Genomic DNA, 17038 nt, shown 5'->3' with positions numbered 1-17038 from the left:
CGCCCGGCCTGCGCCCTGTCCTGGTCCTACGGCTTGGGCAGGGTGCAGCCGCTCGCGCTCAGGTCGAGCTTGTTGTCGATCCCGAAGCAGGCCGGGATCCCGTAGGTCTCCTGGGCGTAGTTGATGCCCTTGCGGACGGTCACGGTGCCGTTGGCGTCGACCTCGCACGGGTTGTTCACCGTGCAGCGCTCACCGTCCTCGTTGCCGGTGTTGTTGATGGCCACGACCTTGTTGGTGGCCTGGTCGACGACGGGCGAGCCGGACGTGCCGCCGATGGTGTTGCAGGCGGAGGTGTAGCGGACCGAGTCCTTCCAGGTCCAGTCGCCCTCCTTCAGGCGGTACGCGAACCCGTCGATGGAGCAGCTGTAGATCCGCTTCCAGTAGCCGGAGGGGATGCTGATGGCGGTGCCGGCGACCGGGTGGGTGTCGTTCAGCGTCAGCGCGTTGATGTTGTACGAGCTCTTGATCTGCGCGTACGTGGTGGTGAGCTGGTACAGCGCGACGTCCGTGTCGGTCATCGTGCCGTAGGCGAGCTTGGCGGCGCGCAGGGTGGCGACGCGCGAGCCGGAGGAGTTGAGCAGGCTGAAGGTGCGGCTGGAGGCCTTGTCGACGAGGACCTGGCCCGGGCCGGGGAAGCCGGACTCCAGGCAGTGGCCGTTCGTCATCACCAGGGCCGGGTCGTCGGCCTCGGAGTCCGGCATCCGGACGACCGAGCCGGAGCAGTTGCTGAGCGCGACGGTGCCGGCGAAGTTCACGGCCTTCGCCGACGGAGCGGTGAGCCCGGACAGCGTCTGCTCCACGGACGTGACCACGCCCGATACGGCGGACGTGGCCGAGCCCGTGTCCGCGGTCTTGCCGACGCCCGTGGGGGCGGCATCGGCAGCGGCCGCGGGGGCCGCGCCGGCCCCGGCTATCGCCAGGGCGAAGAACGCGGCGGCGAGAGGTTTTCTCATGGGGGGTCCCCTCTTGCGACGGAGGCGGCCGAAAATCTTCCGGCCGCCTGCACTGTTGTCATGTGCATTGTGATCGTCGCAAGGGAGTGGCACAAGAACCTGTTCCACAACCGGAATTCTGGAGTCCGGTACCGACCCTACTCAACCGCCCTTACAGGGCGCTCACTTGGGGCCCTTGGTGCCACCGGGCCCATGTCCGGGTTTCCCGTCCCACCTGCCGGGCGCCGAGGTCGTGGCGGTGGGGCCGGAGTTCACGGGTGCGGTGGTCGTGGAGTCGCCGGCCGGGGGCGGCGCGCCTTCCGTGGCGGACGGGGACGCGGACACGGACGGGGTCCGGCTCACGGTGGGGGGCGGAGTCGGGGACGCCGCACCGGACGGGTCGTCAGAGCTTTCCGGGCGGGCCGCCAGCGGGGCGCCGGAGCTCACCCCCGGACCGGTGTCCGAGGGGGAAGCCGTCGGGGAGTCCTCCGTCGCCGGATCCGCACGGCCGCTCTCACCGCCCCGCGGCCCGCCGGAAGGCGCGCCCGAGAAGGAGAACCCGGCGATGAGCACGGCCACGGACAGGGCCCCCACAGCACCGGCCGCGACCGCCACGCGGCGCGACCGCGGGGCAGGGGCTTTGCGCCGGGCCCGGTGTCCGGCCCCGGACCGGCCGCCCGGCACCGGCACCACCGGCAGCTCACGGGTTTCCCCGATGCCGTCGGAGCGATGGCCCTGGTGGGCGCCGTCGGCATCGCTGCCGGGGTAGGCGGGAACGCCGGGGTCCCCCGGGTACGCACGCCCCTCATGGGCGCCGTCGACCTCGCCGGAGTACACGGGCGCGGGACCCCCCGGATTCCCCGGTTCCCCCGGATACGCATGGAGGTCGGGGGCGTCGGCCGGGCCGCCACCGTGGCCGTGATCGTGGCCGTACACGTCCTGCCATCCGTGCGCCGCCGCCGGATCCGCGTAGGCGTCGTACACCGGAGGGGCGACCCCCTGCGGCAGGTACACGTTCGGCGGCCCCTGCGGCTCGCCGCCCGTCGCTCGCTCGGCGTAATCGAATGGCTTGGACATGCCGGGGGATTCTAGGGACCGAAGGTGCTGGTGGGACAGCGCGCACCGATATCGCCGCAAATCCCCGCGTCTCACGTGGCGGAAAACACGGCCCGAGAGGCATTACCGGGCCGTAAGCTCCCAGACATGCAGGTGATCCAGTCGACCAAGCTCGCCAACGTCTGTTACGAGATCCGGGGCCCGGTCCTCGAGGAGGCGATGAGACTGGAGGCTGCCGGGCATCGGATCCTCAAGTTGAACACCGGAAATCCGGCCGCGTTCGGCTTCGAGTGCCCCCCGGAGATCCTGGAGGACATCCTCCGGAACGTCTCCTCCGCCCACGGCTACGGCGACGCCAAGGGCCTGCTGGCCGCGCGCAGGGCGGTCGTCATGCACAACCAGACCCTCGGCATCGAGACGGACGTCGAGCACGTCTTCATCGGCAACGGCGTCTCCGAGCTGATCGTGATGGCCATGCAGGGCCTGCTGGACGACGGCGACGAGGTCCTCGTGCCCGCGCCCGACTACCCGCTGTGGACCGCCGCCGTATCCCTGTCCGGCGGCACGGCCGTGCACTACCGCTGTGACGAGCAGGCCGACTGGATGCCGGACCTCGCCGACATCGAGCGCAAGGTCACCGACCGCACCAAGGCGCTGGTGATCATCAACCCGAACAACCCGACGGGTGCCGTCTACGACGAGGCGATGATCAAGGGCCTGACCGACATCGCCCGCCGGCACAACCTGCTCGTCTGCTCCGACGAGATCTACGACAAGATCCTCTACGACGGCGCCACGCACACCCCCACCGCCTCCGTCGCCCCCGACCTGCTCACCCTCACCTTCAACGGCATGTCGAAGGCGTACCGGGTGGCGGGCTACCGGGTCGGCTGGATGTCGATCTCCGGGCCGCGCGCCCACGCCGACTCCTACATCGAGGGTCTGACGATCCTGGCGAACATGCGTCTGTGCGCGAACATGCCCGGGCAGCACGGAGTCGTCGCGGCCCTCAGCGGACGGCAGACGATCAACGACCTGGTGCTCCCCGGCGGGCGGCTGCGCGAGCAGCGGGACGCGGCGTACGAGCTGCTGACCCAGATCCCCGGCGTGAGCTGCGTGAAGCCGAAGGGGGCGCTGTACCTCTTCCCGCGCCTCGACCCCAAGGTGTTCAAGATCAAGGACGATCGCCGCATGGTCCTGGACCTGCTCCGGCGCGAGAAGATCATGGTCGTGCAGGGCACGGGCTTCAACTGGCCGGAGCCCGACCACTTCCGCATCGTGACCCTGCCGACGGTCGGGGACCTGACCGACGCGATGGGGCGCATCGGGCACTTCCTGGACGGCTACAGCCAGCCCTGATCCGCACCGGCCACACCTCACCCGACCTGCCCGCTCACGCTATGTGCGCGGGCAGTCCGGTCTTGTGAACAACTCAACTTTAGACGAATTCTAAGCTAGGATGGTTTCCTGCAAGGACTCAGGAGGCCTTCCCATGTACGAACCGATCCGCACCAAGTCGGTCCACAGCACGGTGGACGGCCCCAACCCGGACTTCCCCCACCGTTCGCGTGAGGAAGAGCTGGACATCCAGCTCGCGGGCCACCTCGCCGCGCTGCTCGCCGTCACGGACGAGCTGCGGGCGACGCAGGCCTCGGCCGACCTGGACACGGCGGCGGAGCGGCTCGCGAAGCAGGTGAGCAGGCTGCGGGGAGGCCGCACCCCCGTACGGGCGCCGATGAGCGGCCGACACGAGAAGAACGCCGCCGCCCTGCACCGGCGGGCGCACGCCCTGGCGGGCCGGGCACTGGTCGTGGCCGCTTCCCGTGCCGACACGGCGGCCGCGATCCTGGCCGCCGAGCGGATGGACGCCCACACCGCGGCGCTGGGGCCCCGGGAACTCGCGTCCCACTGAGCCCTGCGGGGCTCCCCTTGACGGCCCCGGTCCGCGCGCACCCGCAGCGACGCGCGGACCGGGCGCCACTAAGCCCTCAGTGAGGGCCCTCGGGTACCCCACCCGAAGCCGGTCACGCCTCTTGCAGACCACGATCGCCCGCCACGTCGGCTCGAACAACTCCGAGCCCGTCAAGCTGGGTTCGGCCTGGTTCCACCACACCGCACACCCCGGAAACGCCCGAGCGCCCCGGTCGACGTAGGCAGTCGGCCGGGGCGCTCGGTCATCCATCGGCACGTTCGTGAGCCCGCGGAGCGAGCCGTGCCGAAGCGGGCGGGAGTGGACCTGTCGCCGCAGGGTTCCGTCGGGGCGGACGGAGGGCGGTGACGGGCCCGGAACCCCGCACGCCGTTGTGCGGGCCCCGCCTGTCGGTCCCGCGGCCGGCCGTGACGATGTTGCTGGTCAGGGCACTGTCGGTTCCAGCCGGCCGCGGAGTTCGGGGAGTGGGCTCAGCCCAGGCGCTCCACCAGGGCGCGGTACTGGTCCCACAGCTCCTTCGGCGTGTGGTCGCCGAAGGTGTTGAGGTGCTCGGGGACCAGGGCGGCCTCCTCGCGCCAGATCTCCTTGTCGACCGTGAGCAGGAACTCCAGGTCGGACTCGGCCAGTTCCAGGCCATCGGTGTCGAGGGCCTCCTTGGTCGGCAGAATGCCGATCGGGGTCTCGACGCCCTCGGCCCGGCCGTCCAGCCGCTCCACGATCCACTTCAGGACGCGGGAGTTCTCGCCGAAGCCGGGCCAGACGAACTTGCCCTCGTCGTCCTTGCGGAACCAGTTGACGTAGTAGATCTTCGGCAGCTTGGACTGGTCCTTGTCCTTGGCCACGTCGACCCAGTGGGCCATGTAGTCGCCCATGTTGTAGCCGCAGAACGGCAGCATCGCGAAGGGGTCGCGGCGCAGTTCGCCGACCTTGCCCTCGGCGGCGGCGGTCTTCTCGGAGGCCACGTTGGCGCCGAGGAAGACGCCGTGGTTCCAGTCGAAGGACTCCGTCACCAGCGGTACGGCGGTGGCGCGGCGGCCGCCGAAGAGGATCGCCGAGATCGGCACGCCCTTGGGGTCCTCCCACTCGGGCGCGATGATCGGGCACTGCGAGGCCGGGACCGTGAAGCGGGCGTTGGGGTGGGCGGCCGGGACGCCGGACTCGGGCGTCCAGTCGTTGCCCTTCCAGTCCGTCAGGTGGGCCGGGGTCTCCTCCGTCATGCCCTCCCACCACACGTCGTTGTCGTCGGTGAGGGCGACGTTGGTGAAGACGGAGTTGCCCCACAGGGTCTTCATCGCGTTGGCGTTGGTGTGCTCGCCGGTGCCCGGGGCGACGCCGAAGAAGCCGGCCTCGGGGTTGATGGCGTAGAGGCGGCCGTCCTCGCCGAAGCGCATCCAGGCGATGTCGTCGCCGATGGTCTCGACCGTCCAGCCCGGGATGGTCGGCTCCAGCATGGCGAGGTTGGTCTTGCCGCAGGCACTCGGGAAGGCGGCGGCGACGTACTTGGCCTCGCCGCGCGGCGGGGTCAGCTTCAGCACGAGCATGTGCTCGGCGAGCCAGCCCTCGTCCCGGGCCATGACGGAGGCGATGCGCAGGGCGTAGCACTTCTTGCCGAGCAGGGCGTTGCCGCCGTAGCCCGAGCCGTAGGACCAGATCTCGCGGTCCTCGGGGAAGTGCGAGATGTACTTGGTCTGGTTGCAGGGCCAGGGGACGTCCGCCTGGCCGGGCTCCAGCGGGGCGCCCAGGGTGTGGACGGCCTTGACGAAGAAGCCGTCGGAGCCGAGCTCGTCCAGGACGGCCTGGCCCATGCGCGTCATGGTGCGCATGGAGACGGCGACGTACGCGGAGTCGGTGATCTCCACGCCGAGTGCGGACAGCGGCGAGCCGAGCGGGCCCATGCAGAAGGGCACGACGTACATGGTCCGGCCGCGCATCGAGCCGCGGAACAGACCTCCCTGGCCCCCGGAGCCCTGGAAGATCTCCCGCATCTCGGCGGGGGCCTTCCAGTGGTTGGTCGGGCCCGCGTCCTCCTCCTTCTCGGAGCAGATGAACGTCCGGTCCTCGACGCGCGCGACGTCGGTGGGGTCGGAGGCCGCGTAGTAGGAGTGGGGGCGCTTGATCGGGTCGAGTTTGCGGAAGGTGCCCTTCTCCACGAGCTCTTCGCACAGTCGCTCGTACTCGGCCTCGGACCCGTCACACCAGACCACGTTGTCCGGCTGCGTCAGTTCTGCGATCTCGTTGACCCACGAGATCAGCCCCTGATGAGTGGTGGGGACGGTGGGAGCCGCGATGTCGCGCGCCACGATTGCTCCTAAATGAGGGATTTTTTGTGATGTGGAGGCCCCGTGGGGGCTGCGACCCGGATGCTTCAGGTGGATCTTGGCGCTCATCCGGTGCCGACCGCACTCATTTGATCATCCGATGCTCGCGCCCATCTGTCCAGAGGAGTGCACAAGTGAGCAACGTGAGGCTCGCCACGGTTTCTCGGGCCCTCTTTACGTGCACGTTGCGTTCACCTGACGGTTCATTTGCGTAACCGCCGCCGGGCGAGGGTGAGAGGATGGCCACTCTTCGACGGTCGAACCGAGCCACTGATGGGTCACTTACGGTTCCGTAGCTACCATTCGGCCATGACTGCGTTCGTCCCCGACGCGCCCTCGGACTCGGCGGCCGACGGCCACGGTCCGCAGGAGCTCTCCCTGCCTCATCCGGTGAAGCCGAAGCTGCGCGGCTGGCTGCACCTCGGCATGTTCCCGGCCGTCGTGATCTCCGGCCTCGCGCTGACCGCCCTCGCCGACACCTCCAGAGGCCGCATCGCCTGCGGCGTCTTCGCTCTGACCGCGTGCCTGCTGTTCGGTGTGAGCGCGCTGTACCACCGGGGCGACTGGAGCCCGCGCATGGATGGCGTCCTGCGCCGGCTGGACCACGCCAACATCTTCCTGATCATCGCGGGCACCTACACCCCGCTGGCCATGCTGCTCCTGCCGGGCAGCAAGGGTGAGTGGCTGCTGTGGGGCATCTGGGCCGCGGCCGCGGCCGGCATCCTCTTCCGCGTCTTCTGGGTCGGCGCCCCGCGCTGGCTGTACACGCCGTGCTACATCGCGATGGGCTGGGCGGCCGTCTTCTACCTGCCGGACTTCATGCGCAACGGCGGCGTCGCGGTCCTCGTCCTGATCGTCGTCGGCGGTCTGCTCTACAGCGCGGGCGGCGTGGTCTACGGGATCAAGCGGCCGAACCCGTCCCCGCGCTGGTTCGGCTTCCACGAGGTGTTCCACTCCTTCACGCTCGCGGCCTTCATCGCCCACTACGTGGGAATCTCGCTGGTGGCGTACCAGCACGGTTAGGCCCCCCTGCCCCCAGGCCCCACGGGCCCCCAGGCCACGGCCTTCCGGCCGTGGCCTTTCGCGTGCCCGCACACCCGCCTCGGGCGCGGACACGTGCGAGCGATGCCCGAACACCTGCCGAGTTATTGACATCCACTCTCTTTTGAGAGCTACTGTCATTTCATGGCCGCTGTCATTTCACCCGATCCCCGGCGCTGGTGGGCCCTGACGGCCCTGGTCGCGAGCATGCTCACGCTCGGCTTCGACATGACGATCCTCAACGTGGCGCTGCCGACCATGGCCGGGGAACTCGGCGCCGGCACCGGTGAGCAGCAGTGGATGGCGGACGCCTATGTCGTCGTCTTCGCGGCGCTGATGCTCCCGGCCGGGCTGCTCGGCGACCGGTTCGGACGGCGGCTGATGCTGATCACGGGACTCGGGATCTTCCTGGCCGGCTCGGTCCTTGGCGCCGCGGCCCCGGACGTGCCCTGCGTCGTGGCGGCCCGGGCCGTGATGGGGGTGGGCGGAGCGCTGGTGATGCCGCTGGCGCTGTCGGTGCTGCCGTCGCTGTTCGGTCCCGAGGAGCGCACCAAGGCCGTCGGCGCCATGTCGGCCGCCTCCGCGCTCGGCATGCCGCTCGGACCCGTCCTGGGCGGCTGGCTGCTCGACCACTTCTGGTGGGGCTCGGTCTTCCTGATCAACGTCCCCATGGCCGGCCTCGGCATCACCGCCTGCCTGTTCCTGCTCCCCGAAACGCGCGACCCCTCCGCCCCGAAGGTCGACGCCCTCGCCACGGCCCTCACCGCCGCCGGCCTCGGCGCCCTGGTCTACGCCATCATCGAGGCACCCACCCGCGGCTGGGGCGACCCCCTGGTGGCCGGGTTCCTGGCCGGAGCCGTGGTGCTGCTCACCGGGCTGGTGCTGCGCGAACGCCGGGCCGCGCGGCCCATGATCGACACGCGGCTGCTCGGCCACCGGGGCTTCCTGGTCAGCGCGCTGACGGCGACCCTGGTCACCTTCGTCCTGGCGGGTCTGCTTTTCCTGCTGCCGCCATACCTCCATGCCGTCCTCGGCCACGACGCCCTCGGCACCGGGCTGCGGCTGCTGCCGATGATGGGCGGCCTGATGGTCGCCGCGCGCGGTGCCCAGCCCGTCGTCGCCCGGTTCGGTCCCCGCGCGGTGGTCGGCTGCGGTCTGGTGGTGCTGGCCTGCGCGGCGTTCCTCGGCAGCCGCACCACGCCCGACTCCGGCTACGGCTTCACGGCGTTGTGGCTGACCGTGACCGGGGTGGGCTTCGGCTTCTCCGTGGTCCCCGCGATGGACGGGGCGCTGGCCGCGCTCCCCGCGGACCGGGCCGGCAGTGGCTCCGGGCTGCTGATGACCCTGCGGCAGGTCGGCAGTGCCATCGGCATCGCCCTGCTCGGCAGCCTGCTCGCGGGCGTCTACCGGGACCGGCTCGACGTGAGCGGCCTGCCCGCCCGGGCCGCCGACACCGCCGGGGAGTCGGTGGTCGCCGCACACCTCGTCGCCGAGCGCACGGGCACGGCCGGCCTGGCCGCCTCCGCGGACAGCGCCTACGTCCACGGCATGGGCGTGGTGCTGCTGGTGTGCGGCGTCGCGGCCCTGGCGGCAGCGCCGCTCGCCGGGGCGTTCCTGCCCGGCGCCCGGCCCGCCCCGGCCGGGACGGACGGCGCCCCGGCCATGGCCCCGCCCGAGGCCGATGCCCGACAATGACCTTCATGACGGCCGCACGCACCACCCCCGCCGACCGCCCCCAGCCGGGGCTCCGGGAGCGGAAGAAGATCAAGACCCGCCAGGCGATCCGCACCGCGACCTACGCGCTGATCGAGGAGCAGGGTTACGACGCCACGACGGTCGAGCAAATCGCCGAGCGCGCCGAGGTGTCGCCGTCGACGGTGTTCCGGTATTTCCCCACCAAGGAAGACATCGTCATCACCGACGAGTGGGACCCGTTCATGCTGGCGGAGCTGCGGGCCCGGCCCCTGGACGAGTCGTGGGCGGACGTCCTGCGGCATGTGATGCGCACGGCCCTGGACCTGAGCCTCGCCGAGGAACCCGAGGTGACGCGGCTGCGGACCCGGCTGGGCGTCGAGGTGCCGGCCGTGCGCGCCCGGATGATGGAGAGCATGGCCGCCACCGGCCACCTCCTCCGCCAGGCCCTGGCCGAGCGTTCCGGGCTGGACCCGGACAGCCTGGAGCTGCGGGTGTTCTCCATGGCGGTGATGGGCGGGCTCATGGAGGTCTCCCGCTACTGGGCCGAGACCGGCCACCGGGACGACATCCGGGACCTGGTCGACCGCGCGCTGGACGTCATGGAGCAGGGCCTGCCGAGCGGAAAACTCTGATTCCGGCGCCCCTCACCATGGCATCCTGACCGGGTGAACGGTCCCGAGATCCACGTCGAGTTCGCCCCCGAGCTGCATGTCTTCGTCACCCGGGCCCGCAGGGACGGCACCGTGCGGGCGCCCACCGACGGCGCCTCCAGCCTCGGCCATGTCATCGAGTCGCTGGGGGTGCCGCTGACCGAGGTGGGCCCGCTGGTCGTGGACGGCCGGGAGGTGCCGTTCTCGCACGTGCCGGCCGCCGGCGAGGCGGTGACGGTACGGGCCGTCGCCCGCCCCCAGCAGGTGCCCGGGGCTCCTCTCCGTTTCCTCCTCGACGTCCATCTCGGCACGCTGGCCCGCCGCCTGCGCCTGCTCGGCGTGGACACGGCGTACGAGTCGACCGACATCGGCGACCCGGCGCTGGCCGCGCGTTCGGCGGCTGAGCAGCGGGTCATGCTGAGCCGCGACCGGGGGCTGCTGCGCAGGCGCGAGCTGTGGGCCGGGGCGTTCGTGTACAGCACGCGGCCCGAGGAGCAACTGGACGACATCCTGGACCGGTTCCGGCCGGAGCTGCGCCCGTGGACGCGGTGCACGGCCTGCAACGGGCTGCTGCGCGAGGCGACCAAGGACGAGGTCGCCGACCAGCTCAAGCACGGCACGCACGCCACGTACGACGTGTTCGCGCAGTGCGCGCAGTGCGGTCGGGCGTACTGGAAGGGTGCGCACCACGATCAGCTGGGGGCGATCGTGGAGCGGGCTGTCGGGCTTCGCTCCGAGCGCCGTTGAGGGTGGGGCGCCGCGGGGAACCGCGCGGCCGTCATGGCCGGCCCTGCGGTTCCCCGCGCCCCTGAGGGACGTCTCAGCGCCTGGTCAGGTCCCCCTCGGCGCAGGCGAGGCCGTCCCGGTTCCTGTCCAGGCCCAGCGGGTCGTCCTTGCCGTTGACCTTCAGGCGGCCGTAGTCGTTGGCCTTGAGCCACGCGCAGCGCGCCGCCGCCGACTTCCTCACCTCCGCCGGGAAGTTCGTCGGCACGCACACGTTGATCGAGCCGTAGTGCCGGTCGCAGCCGGAGATCGTGGGGCTGACCTTCTGGGACACCCGTTTCCTGCCGGGCTCGGCCACCTTGCCCGTGGGCCGGTCGGCGAAGTCGTGGACATGGGCCGAGGCGTCCGTCGCCTCGAGGGCCCGCGGGCCCGCCAGGTGCACCCACTTCGCCACCGAGGGCACCCCGTCCACGTCGACCGCGAAGAGCATGTACCAGCCGGGCGGGGCCAGGTTGGGGTTGCTCGTCACGTTCAGGTCGACGTTGTCGCCGTCGACGGACAGCGGCAGGTCCACGAACCGCTGGTTCGGGTCCGAGGAGTGCGTCACGGCGGCCGGGCGGATCAGCTCGGCCTTGGCGATGGGCCGGTCGACGGTGATGCGCTGGGTGTCGCCGTAGTTCCACTCGGTGTCGATCACCGAGGTGATCTGCGGACGCGGGCCCCTGAACAGGTAGGGCGGGCTGTAGACCGACACGTCGTGGTTCCACGTGCCGTTGCCCGGGTTGTCGCCGGTGGTCATCACACGGCCGTCGGGGAGCAGGAACGCCGAGGAGTGGTAGCCGCGGGCCTCGGGGTCGGCGGCCACCGGGTCGAAGGTCTCCGAGGCGGGGTCGAAGATCGACGTCTCGTGGACCGGGTCGGCCCGGTTGTGCAGGGCGCCGCCCGTCTCCAGCACCTTGCCGTCGGGCAGGAGCACCGCGGAGACGTACATCTTGCCCTGGTTCCCGGTCTGCGGGACGGGCCCGTTGCCGAGGTCGACCGTGCCCTGCGGGATGGGCGGCCCCGCCACGTAGGAGGGGCTGGGCTGCTTGAGGTCGATGATGTCGGTCAGCCGGTTCGCCTCCGGGTTGGAGTCGATGTTGCCGCCGCCGAGGGTGAGAACCCTCTGGTCCTGCGCCGGGGGCAGCAGCACGCTGGCCGACTGGTCGCGCTCGTCCTTGTTCCGCAGGCCCGGCACCTGGGTGGTGGCGTTGGCGGCGTAGTCGTAGATCGCCGAGCCGGTGCCGGGGATGTTGTTGCCGAAGACGTGGCTGCCCGAGTAGAAGAGGCGGCCGTCCTGCATGAGGATCATCGACGGGTACAGGCCCCAGTACGACCAGGTCTGGTTGACCTTCCACAGCGGCTGCCACCGCTGCTCGGCCTCGGAGAACAGCTCGGCGGTGACCGAGCCGGTGGAGTCCTCGCGCAGTCCGCCGAAGGAGATGACGTCACCGTTGCCGAGGATCGTCGCCGACGGGTACCAGTGGCCGTCGTTCATGTCGTTGGTCTTGGAGTAGGTCTCGGTTGCCGGGTCGAAGACGTACGAGTCCTTGAAGCCCTCGTAGCCGTGCCCGCCGGGCACCGGGTACGCCTTGTTGCCGCTCATCACCAGCACCCGCCCGTCCTGGAGCTGGACGTGGCCGGCGCAGAACATGTCCTTCGGCGTGGGGATGACCTTGTAGGTGCCCTTCTGCGGGTCGTACACCGCCGAGGTGAAGGTGCCGGCCTTGAACATCGACTCGTCGTTCCCGGAGCCCGCGATCAGCAGCACCTTGCCGCCCGGCAGGACCACCGAGTGCATGGAGCGGACCGGGTTCCGCGTGGGAAGTACGTCCCACCTGCCGTCGGCGCACTGCTCGGCGGTGCCCGTGCACTGCGGCGGCAGGACCGGGTCGGGGACCTGGTCCATCGTGTAGTCGTCGGTGGTGGCGGAGCCGGTGCCGTAGACGGACACGCCCCAGGAGATGCGGTCGGTGCCGGCCGGGACCTCGGGGGTGCGGACGGTGGCCTCGGTCCAGCCGGCCGCCATGTCCAGGGTCTTGAGGTCGGTCCAGTACTGCCAGCCGGCCGTGGTGTCGTGCCGGAAGAGCGTGATCGCCGCGTCGGGCGTGGTCGTCTTGTACCAGAGGCCGAGGTCGTACTGCCGGCCCGCCGTCACCACCGGCGCGCACGCGGCCGACTCGGTGATCAGCGCCTTGCGGTCGCCCTCGACGCGGCGGGTCAGTTCGACCTTCATGGCCTTCGAACCGGTGTGCGCGTCGGCCGTGGTGGTGAAGGTGAAGTCGTTGTCGCCCCAGCCGGACTTCTCCCAGCAGTACGGCATGCCGTCGCCGCCGGCCGTCTCGAAGCCGGGGTTCTTGATGAGGTTGGCGGCGGACGCGGGCTGGGGCGCGGTCATCAGCAGACCGGCCGTGAGGGCGCCCACGCCGGCGAGTGCGGTTCTTCTCCGGTACTTGTTCACACGGTTCTCCTCGCGGCGCGGCTCCCGCGCGCGGGCTTCTCATGCCCCCGGCGCGGCAGGTAGACCAGCGCTTCGGTCCCGGCGAAGCGCAGGACGAACGTCGTCACCAGCGCGAGCGCGGTGGCCGACAGCACACCCAGGTGGAACTGGTGCACGAACAGCGCGATCAGCGGGATGCGCAGCACCAGATCGGCGTTGGCGAGCAGCGCGAACCGCCCGGCGCGGTCCCACCAGCGGCGATGGCGGCGCCGCTCGCGGAACAGCAGGTGCTCGATCAGCACGAAGTTCCAGGCGACACCGAGCTGGTTGGCGAGGATCTCCGCCGGTACGTAGTGCATGCCCACGGCGGTCAGCGCCCACAGGCCGACCAGGTTCGGCAGGAAGCCGGTCAGCCCGATCAGGCCGAAGCCGATCATGCGCGCCACCGGGGAGGCGGCGCGCAGCCCGGCCAGGTGGCGCAGGAAGCGGAAGCCTTCCTGCGCGGTCGACTTGGACTCCCCGGCGAACCGGTCCTGGAAGACGAAGGGCACCTCGGTGACCCGGCCCGGGCGGCTGCGGACGGCGAGTTCCAGGAGGATCTTGTAGCCGAGCGGCTGGAGCACCTCCGCCGTGACCGCGCTGCGGCGGATCGCGAAGAAACCGCTCATCGGGTCGCTGATGCCGTGCAGTCGGCGCGGGAACAGCGCCTTGGTCAGCCAGGTCGCCCCGCGCGAGACGAACACGCGGTAGCTGCCCGCGAGTCCGGCCCGGCTGCCGCCCTTGATGTACCGGGAGGCGACGACCAGCCCGGCGTTGGCCCGTTCACCGGTGGCGACCAGGTCGGGCACCAGGGACGGCGGGTGCTGGCAGTCGCCGTCCATCACGACGATCCAGTCGGACGTGGCGGCCTTCAGGCCCTCGACGACCGCGCCGCCGAGCCCGCCGACCGGCTCCTCGCGGTGCAGGACGGTCACCGGGAACGGGCAGTCCTGCGCCGCCTTCTCGATGACCTCCGGGGTGTCGTCGGTGGAGTCGTCCACGAAGACGACCTCGCAGGGCAGCCGGGCCGGCACGGCCTCGGTGATCTGGCGCAGCAACTGCCTCACGTTCGCCGACTCGTTGAACGTCGGCACCACGATGGTGACCGCGCCGGGCTCGGGGATCTCGGCGGTTTCGACGACCTCGCCGGGGACGGTGGACTCCTGGCTCATCGCGCGCCTCCGGCGGTGGTCTTGATCTGGCGGATCTCGATGCGGTCCTCGCCGGTGCCGAAGGTGGCGACCGGCTCCGAGTGCTCCATGGCGGCCTTGACGTTGGGCAGGTCGGCCGCGTCACGCCGCACGGTCGGCGAGGCGACGACGTAGTCGAGGTCCTTCCAGCCGCGCGGCATCGTCTTCGTCACCGCGGGGTCGAGGTCGGCCTTGTAGAACCAGATGACGCCGAGACCCGGCCGGTAGCCCTGGTGCACCAGGTCCAGCCAGAGCGCGTCGTCGACCAGCACCCGGGTGCGCTCCGGGTCCTCGACCTGTGTGGCCAGCCACGTGGACGCCGCCACGTAGGGGGCGTTGGCGTCGGTGGTGACGGCCGTGCGGGCGCCGTCGTACCAGCGCGGCACCACATAGGCACCGGCGGCCAGGGCGAGCACGGCGGCGAGCGCGTACCGGCCCACGCTGACGTACCGCTGCTCCGCCTCCGCGCGCCAGCGGCTCAGCACCGCGTGGGCGACGGAGGCGGTTCCTCCGGCGAGGACCAGCGCGAGGAACGGCAGGGCCTGGATGACGTACATCGCGGGCAGGTAACCGTTGGGGCGCAGGGCCAGCGCGGCGAAGATCGCCACGGCCAGGGCCGGTCCGGCCAGGGCGCGGGCGGTGACCGACCAGCGCCAGGTGACGAGCAGGAGCAGGGCGCCCGCCAGGCCGCCGAGGGGCAGGATCCTGTCGTAGTACAGCCACGACTGGAGCACGCCCCAGGAGCCGGAGCCCTGGTCGAGGATGAAGCCCGAACCGGGCCTGGTCATCTGGTACTTGACGCCGTCCCAGAGGGACACGTGCCCGGCACCCGGCAGCAACTCGCCCTTGAGCAGGGCGAACAGGGGGTACGAGAAGCCGATCAATGCGCAGGCCGTGACGGCTCCGGTGAGGGCGAACTTGCGGGTGTCCCGGTGGCTGTGGCGCCACATGGTGAGGAACAGGGCGGGCAGGACGACGAGCATCGTCTCCTTGGTGAGCACGGCCGTGGCGGCCGCGATGCCCGCGCCGAAGTGGTGCCAGAGGTGGCGGCTCGGGGAGGCGGCCAGCGTGAAGGCCAGCAGCGTCCACATCACCGCGAGGTTGTCGAGGAAGATCTCCCGCTGGAGCACGACGGACAGCGGCGAGAGCCCGAAGAACACCATGCCGAGCGCGGCGGCCCAGCGGGGCAGCGCCAGGCGCCGGCCCAGCACGAAGACCAGGACCGCGCTGATGCCGCTGATCACCAGCATCGTGGCGCGCATGGTGCCCACGGTCATCGACTCGGGGCTGATCAGCGCGGGGATCCAGGTCAGCACGGCGAGCTGGATCCAGCCCAGCGGCGGATGGTCGTACCAGTAGGTGTAGTGGGCCAGCCCGTTGCCCTGCTGGACCGACCAGGCCTGGGCGAGGTAGGTGCCCTCGTCGTCGCTGAGGGCGGGGTAGTCGGCGATGTTCCAGCCCTGCACGACGAGGATCGCCAGGAGCAGCACACCGCACAGGAGCAGGTCGGGCCGGGAGGAGCGCAGCCGGCTCGGCGGCTCCACGCGGCGGTGCGCACCGGTGCGGGGCGCGGGCCGGCGCTGCGCGGGGACCTTCGGGGCGGTCACCGCGGGAAGGGTGGAGGTCACGCGGGAACGTCCTCTCGGGTCACGGGAACGTCCTGCCGGTGCGCGGCCGTCTCGTCGAGGTGCGCCCCGACATGGCTCGTCAGCTCCCAGTCGTTGCGGCCGCGCTGCTCGCGCCAGACGGCCCGCACGGCCGCGCCGGCGAGCAGGACCTGGTAGAAGGGGCCGCCCAGGATCAGCTTGAGGTAGTGCGCGAAGCGGACGCGCAGCCCGTACTGCTTGCCGAAGTCGTGCAGTCCGACGACCTCGAAGACGAAGGTGACCAGGGCGGTGACGGCCGGCAGGAAGGTGATGAAGGCGATGCCGACGGGCACGTCGAGGAACAGCGCGATCGCCACGTTGAGCGGGATGATCAGGCCGGTGAAGGCCTGCATGAACGGCGTCATCAGGGTGTAGCGGGCGAGTAACCGCTGCCCGAGCGTGGGCAGTTGCCTCCAGTCCCCCTTCCGGTACACCTGGAGGAAGCCCTGGTTCCAGCGGGTGCGCTGCTTGAGCAGGGACATCAGCGAGCCCGGGGTCTCCTCCCGGGTCACCATGTCGGAGTCGTAGGCGACCACGACCTTCTTGCCGACGCTGGACAGGCGCACGCCCAGGTCGCAGTCCTCGGCGAGGCAGTCCGGGTCCCAGCCCTCGGCTTCCCGCAGGACGTCCGTGCGGACGAACACGGTGTTGCCGCCGAGCGGAATGAAACCTTTCTGCGCATGCAGGTGGAGCCGCGAGCGGAACCAGAAGAAGTACTCCAGGCAGTTGCGCAGGCTGTACCAGCTGGAGTGGAAGTTGATCAGCTGCACCCCGCCCTGGACGACGTCCGCGCCGGTGGTGCGGAAGGCGTGGTCGACGTGCGCGAGGAGCTCGGGATGGACCTGGTCCTCCGCGTCGAAGACCCCGACGACATCGCCGCGGCAGTGCGGCAGCGCCGTGTTCATGGCCTTCGGCTTGTTCTTCTTCTCGTGCGTGTCGACGACCACCCGGACCCGCGGGTCACGCGCGGCGGCCCGCTCGGCCACCGCCGTGGTCTCCGGGTCGTCGTGCCCGACGATCACGATGATCTCGAAGTCGGTGTGGCTCGACTCCAGCAGCCGCTGGATCGTGTGGTCCAGCACCGCCTGTTCGTGCCGGGCGGGCAGCAGCAGCGAGAACGAGACGTGCTCGTCCCCGTCCGGACTGCTGAACCGGGTGGAGGCGAGCACTTCCGGCGTACGCCAGGCGTGCATCTGCCACCACAGGGTGAACGCCGCCATCCAGAACAAGGCAAGTGAAACGGCAGCGATGAAGACAGACGTCAGCAAGCAGATCCCCCCAGATCCCAGAGCCCCCTGACGCGGCGGAGGGCAGGTGCGGCCTCGTCCGCCACGTCACT

Annotated in this window: 13 protein-coding genes; 6 read left to right on the top strand and 7 right to left on the bottom strand. The window is 70.8% G+C overall.

The genetic code is table 11. The features are described 5' to 3' along the window. Positions 1–26: 26 nt before the first annotated feature. Entirely contained in the window at positions 27–953 is a 927-nt protein-coding gene (locus AC0665_RS02715) for a S1 family peptidase (RefSeq protein ID WP_363118373.1), read from the bottom strand. 162 nt (positions 954–1115) lie between these two features. Then, a complete protein-coding gene (locus tag AC0665_RS02710) occupies positions 1116–2009 on the bottom strand; it encodes a hypothetical protein (protein WP_478604901.1) in 894 nt (297 codons plus the stop codon). A gap of 126 nt (positions 2010–2135) precedes the next feature. On the opposite strand from AC0665_RS02710, the gene AC0665_RS02705 reads away from it, so the two are divergent. Together AC0665_RS02705 and AC0665_RS02700 are read left to right on the top strand one after the other, a co-directional pair. Continuing rightward, positions 2136–3347: a pyridoxal phosphate-dependent aminotransferase gene (locus tag AC0665_RS02705; protein WP_468407090.1), complete on the top strand. Its 1212-nt coding sequence runs from the start codon at positions 2136–2138 to the stop codon at positions 3345–3347. Positions 3348–3480: 133 nt separating this feature from the next. Beyond that, positions 3481–3900, top strand: a complete 420-nt coding sequence (locus AC0665_RS02700) for an SCO4983 family protein (protein ID WP_468407088.1) — start codon at positions 3481–3483, stop codon at positions 3898–3900. Between the two features lie 488 nt (positions 3901–4388). On the opposite strand, the gene AC0665_RS02695 is transcribed toward AC0665_RS02700, so the two are convergent. After that, on the bottom strand, positions 4389–6218 hold the full coding sequence (locus AC0665_RS02695) for a phosphoenolpyruvate carboxykinase (GTP) (RefSeq protein WP_363118379.1): 1830 nt from the start codon (positions 6216–6218) through the stop codon (positions 4389–4391). 327 nt (positions 6219–6545) lie between these two features. Between AC0665_RS02695 and trhA the strand changes: the two genes are divergently transcribed. The 4 genes from trhA to AC0665_RS02675 all read left to right on the top strand — a co-directional run bounded on the left by trhA (position 6546) and on the right by AC0665_RS02675 (position 10369). After that, entirely contained in the window at positions 6546–7259 is a 714-nt protein-coding gene (trhA, locus tag AC0665_RS02690) for a PAQR family membrane homeostasis protein TrhA (RefSeq protein WP_468407086.1), read from the top strand. 162 nt (positions 7260–7421) lie between these two features. Beyond that, on the top strand, positions 7422–8972 hold the full coding sequence (locus AC0665_RS02685; RefSeq protein ID WP_478604905.1) for an MFS transporter: 1551 nt from the start codon (positions 7422–7424) through the stop codon (positions 8970–8972). A gap of 5 nt (positions 8973–8977) precedes the next feature. Then, positions 8978–9604 carry a TetR/AcrR family transcriptional regulator gene (locus tag AC0665_RS02680; RefSeq protein WP_468407082.1) on the top strand — a complete coding sequence of 209 codons (627 nt, stop codon included), beginning with the start codon at positions 8978–8980 and terminating at the stop codon, positions 9602–9604. 33 nt (positions 9605–9637) lie between these two features. After that, positions 9638–10369, top strand: a complete 732-nt coding sequence (locus tag AC0665_RS02675) for a Mut7-C RNAse domain-containing protein (RefSeq protein WP_478704287.1) — start codon at positions 9638–9640, stop codon at positions 10367–10369. A 73-nt stretch (positions 10370–10442) separates the two neighbouring features. On the opposite strand, the gene AC0665_RS02670 is transcribed toward AC0665_RS02675, so the two are convergent. Genes AC0665_RS02670 through AC0665_RS02655 form a run of 4 tightly spaced genes read right to left on the bottom strand, consistent with a single transcriptional unit; the run spans position 10443 to position 16967 of the window. After that, on the bottom strand, positions 10443–12782 hold the full coding sequence (locus AC0665_RS02670) for a galactose oxidase-like domain-containing protein (protein ID WP_478605377.1): 2340 nt from the start codon (positions 12780–12782) through the stop codon (positions 10443–10445). 59 nt (positions 12783–12841) lie between these two features. Then, entirely contained in the window at positions 12842–14035 is a 1194-nt protein-coding gene (locus tag AC0665_RS02665; RefSeq protein WP_478604908.1) for a glycosyltransferase, read from the bottom strand. Beyond that, complete coding sequence (locus AC0665_RS02660) at positions 14032–15681, bottom strand: ArnT family glycosyltransferase (protein ID WP_478704286.1); 1650 nt, start codon at positions 15679–15681, stop codon at positions 14032–14034. Before AC0665_RS02660 ends, AC0665_RS02665 begins: the two co-directional genes overlap by 4 nt. Beyond that, entirely contained in the window at positions 15678–16967 is a 1290-nt protein-coding gene (locus AC0665_RS02655) for a glycosyltransferase (protein ID WP_363118385.1), read from the bottom strand. The genes AC0665_RS02660 and AC0665_RS02655 overlap by 4 nt, the downstream gene beginning before the upstream one ends. Positions 16968–17038: the final 71 nt, after the last annotated feature.

It is taken from the genome of Streptomyces sp. NPDC043685 (assembly GCF_056436585.1).
The sequence above is the reverse complement of the archived record's forward strand: the minus strand, read 5'-3'. Positions and strand labels throughout refer to the sequence as shown.

What these genes read in the sequence shown, in the direction of transcription:
- AC0665_RS02705 (WP_468407090.1), top strand. Translation starts at nt 2,136, where the DNA reads ATGCAGGTGATCCAGTCGACCAAGCTCGCCAACGTCTGTTACGAGATC.
- AC0665_RS02715 (WP_363118373.1), bottom strand. Translation starts at nt 953, where the DNA reads ATGAGAAAACCTCTCGCCGCCGCGTTCTTCGCCCTGGCGATAGCCGGG.
- AC0665_RS02665 (WP_478604908.1), bottom strand. Translation starts at nt 14,035, where the DNA reads ATGAGCCAGGAGTCCACCGTCCCCGGCGAGGTCGTCGAAACCGCCGAG.
- AC0665_RS02670 (WP_478605377.1), bottom strand. Translation starts at nt 12,782, where the DNA reads ATGACCGCGCCCCAGCCCGCGTCCGCCGCCAACCTCATCAAGAACCCC.
- trhA (WP_468407086.1), top strand. Translation starts at nt 6,546, where the DNA reads ATGACTGCGTTCGTCCCCGACGCGCCCTCGGACTCGGCGGCCGACGGC.
- AC0665_RS02710 (WP_478604901.1), bottom strand. Translation starts at nt 2,009, where the DNA reads ATGTCCAAGCCATTCGATTACGCCGAGCGAGCGACGGGCGGCGAGCCG.
- AC0665_RS02680 (WP_468407082.1), top strand. Translation starts at nt 8,978, where the DNA reads ATGACGGCCGCACGCACCACCCCCGCCGACCGCCCCCAGCCGGGGCTC.
- AC0665_RS02700 (WP_468407088.1), top strand. Translation starts at nt 3,481, where the DNA reads ATGTACGAACCGATCCGCACCAAGTCGGTCCACAGCACGGTGGACGGC.
- AC0665_RS02685 (WP_478604905.1), top strand. Translation starts at nt 7,422, where the DNA reads ATGGCCGCTGTCATTTCACCCGATCCCCGGCGCTGGTGGGCCCTGACG.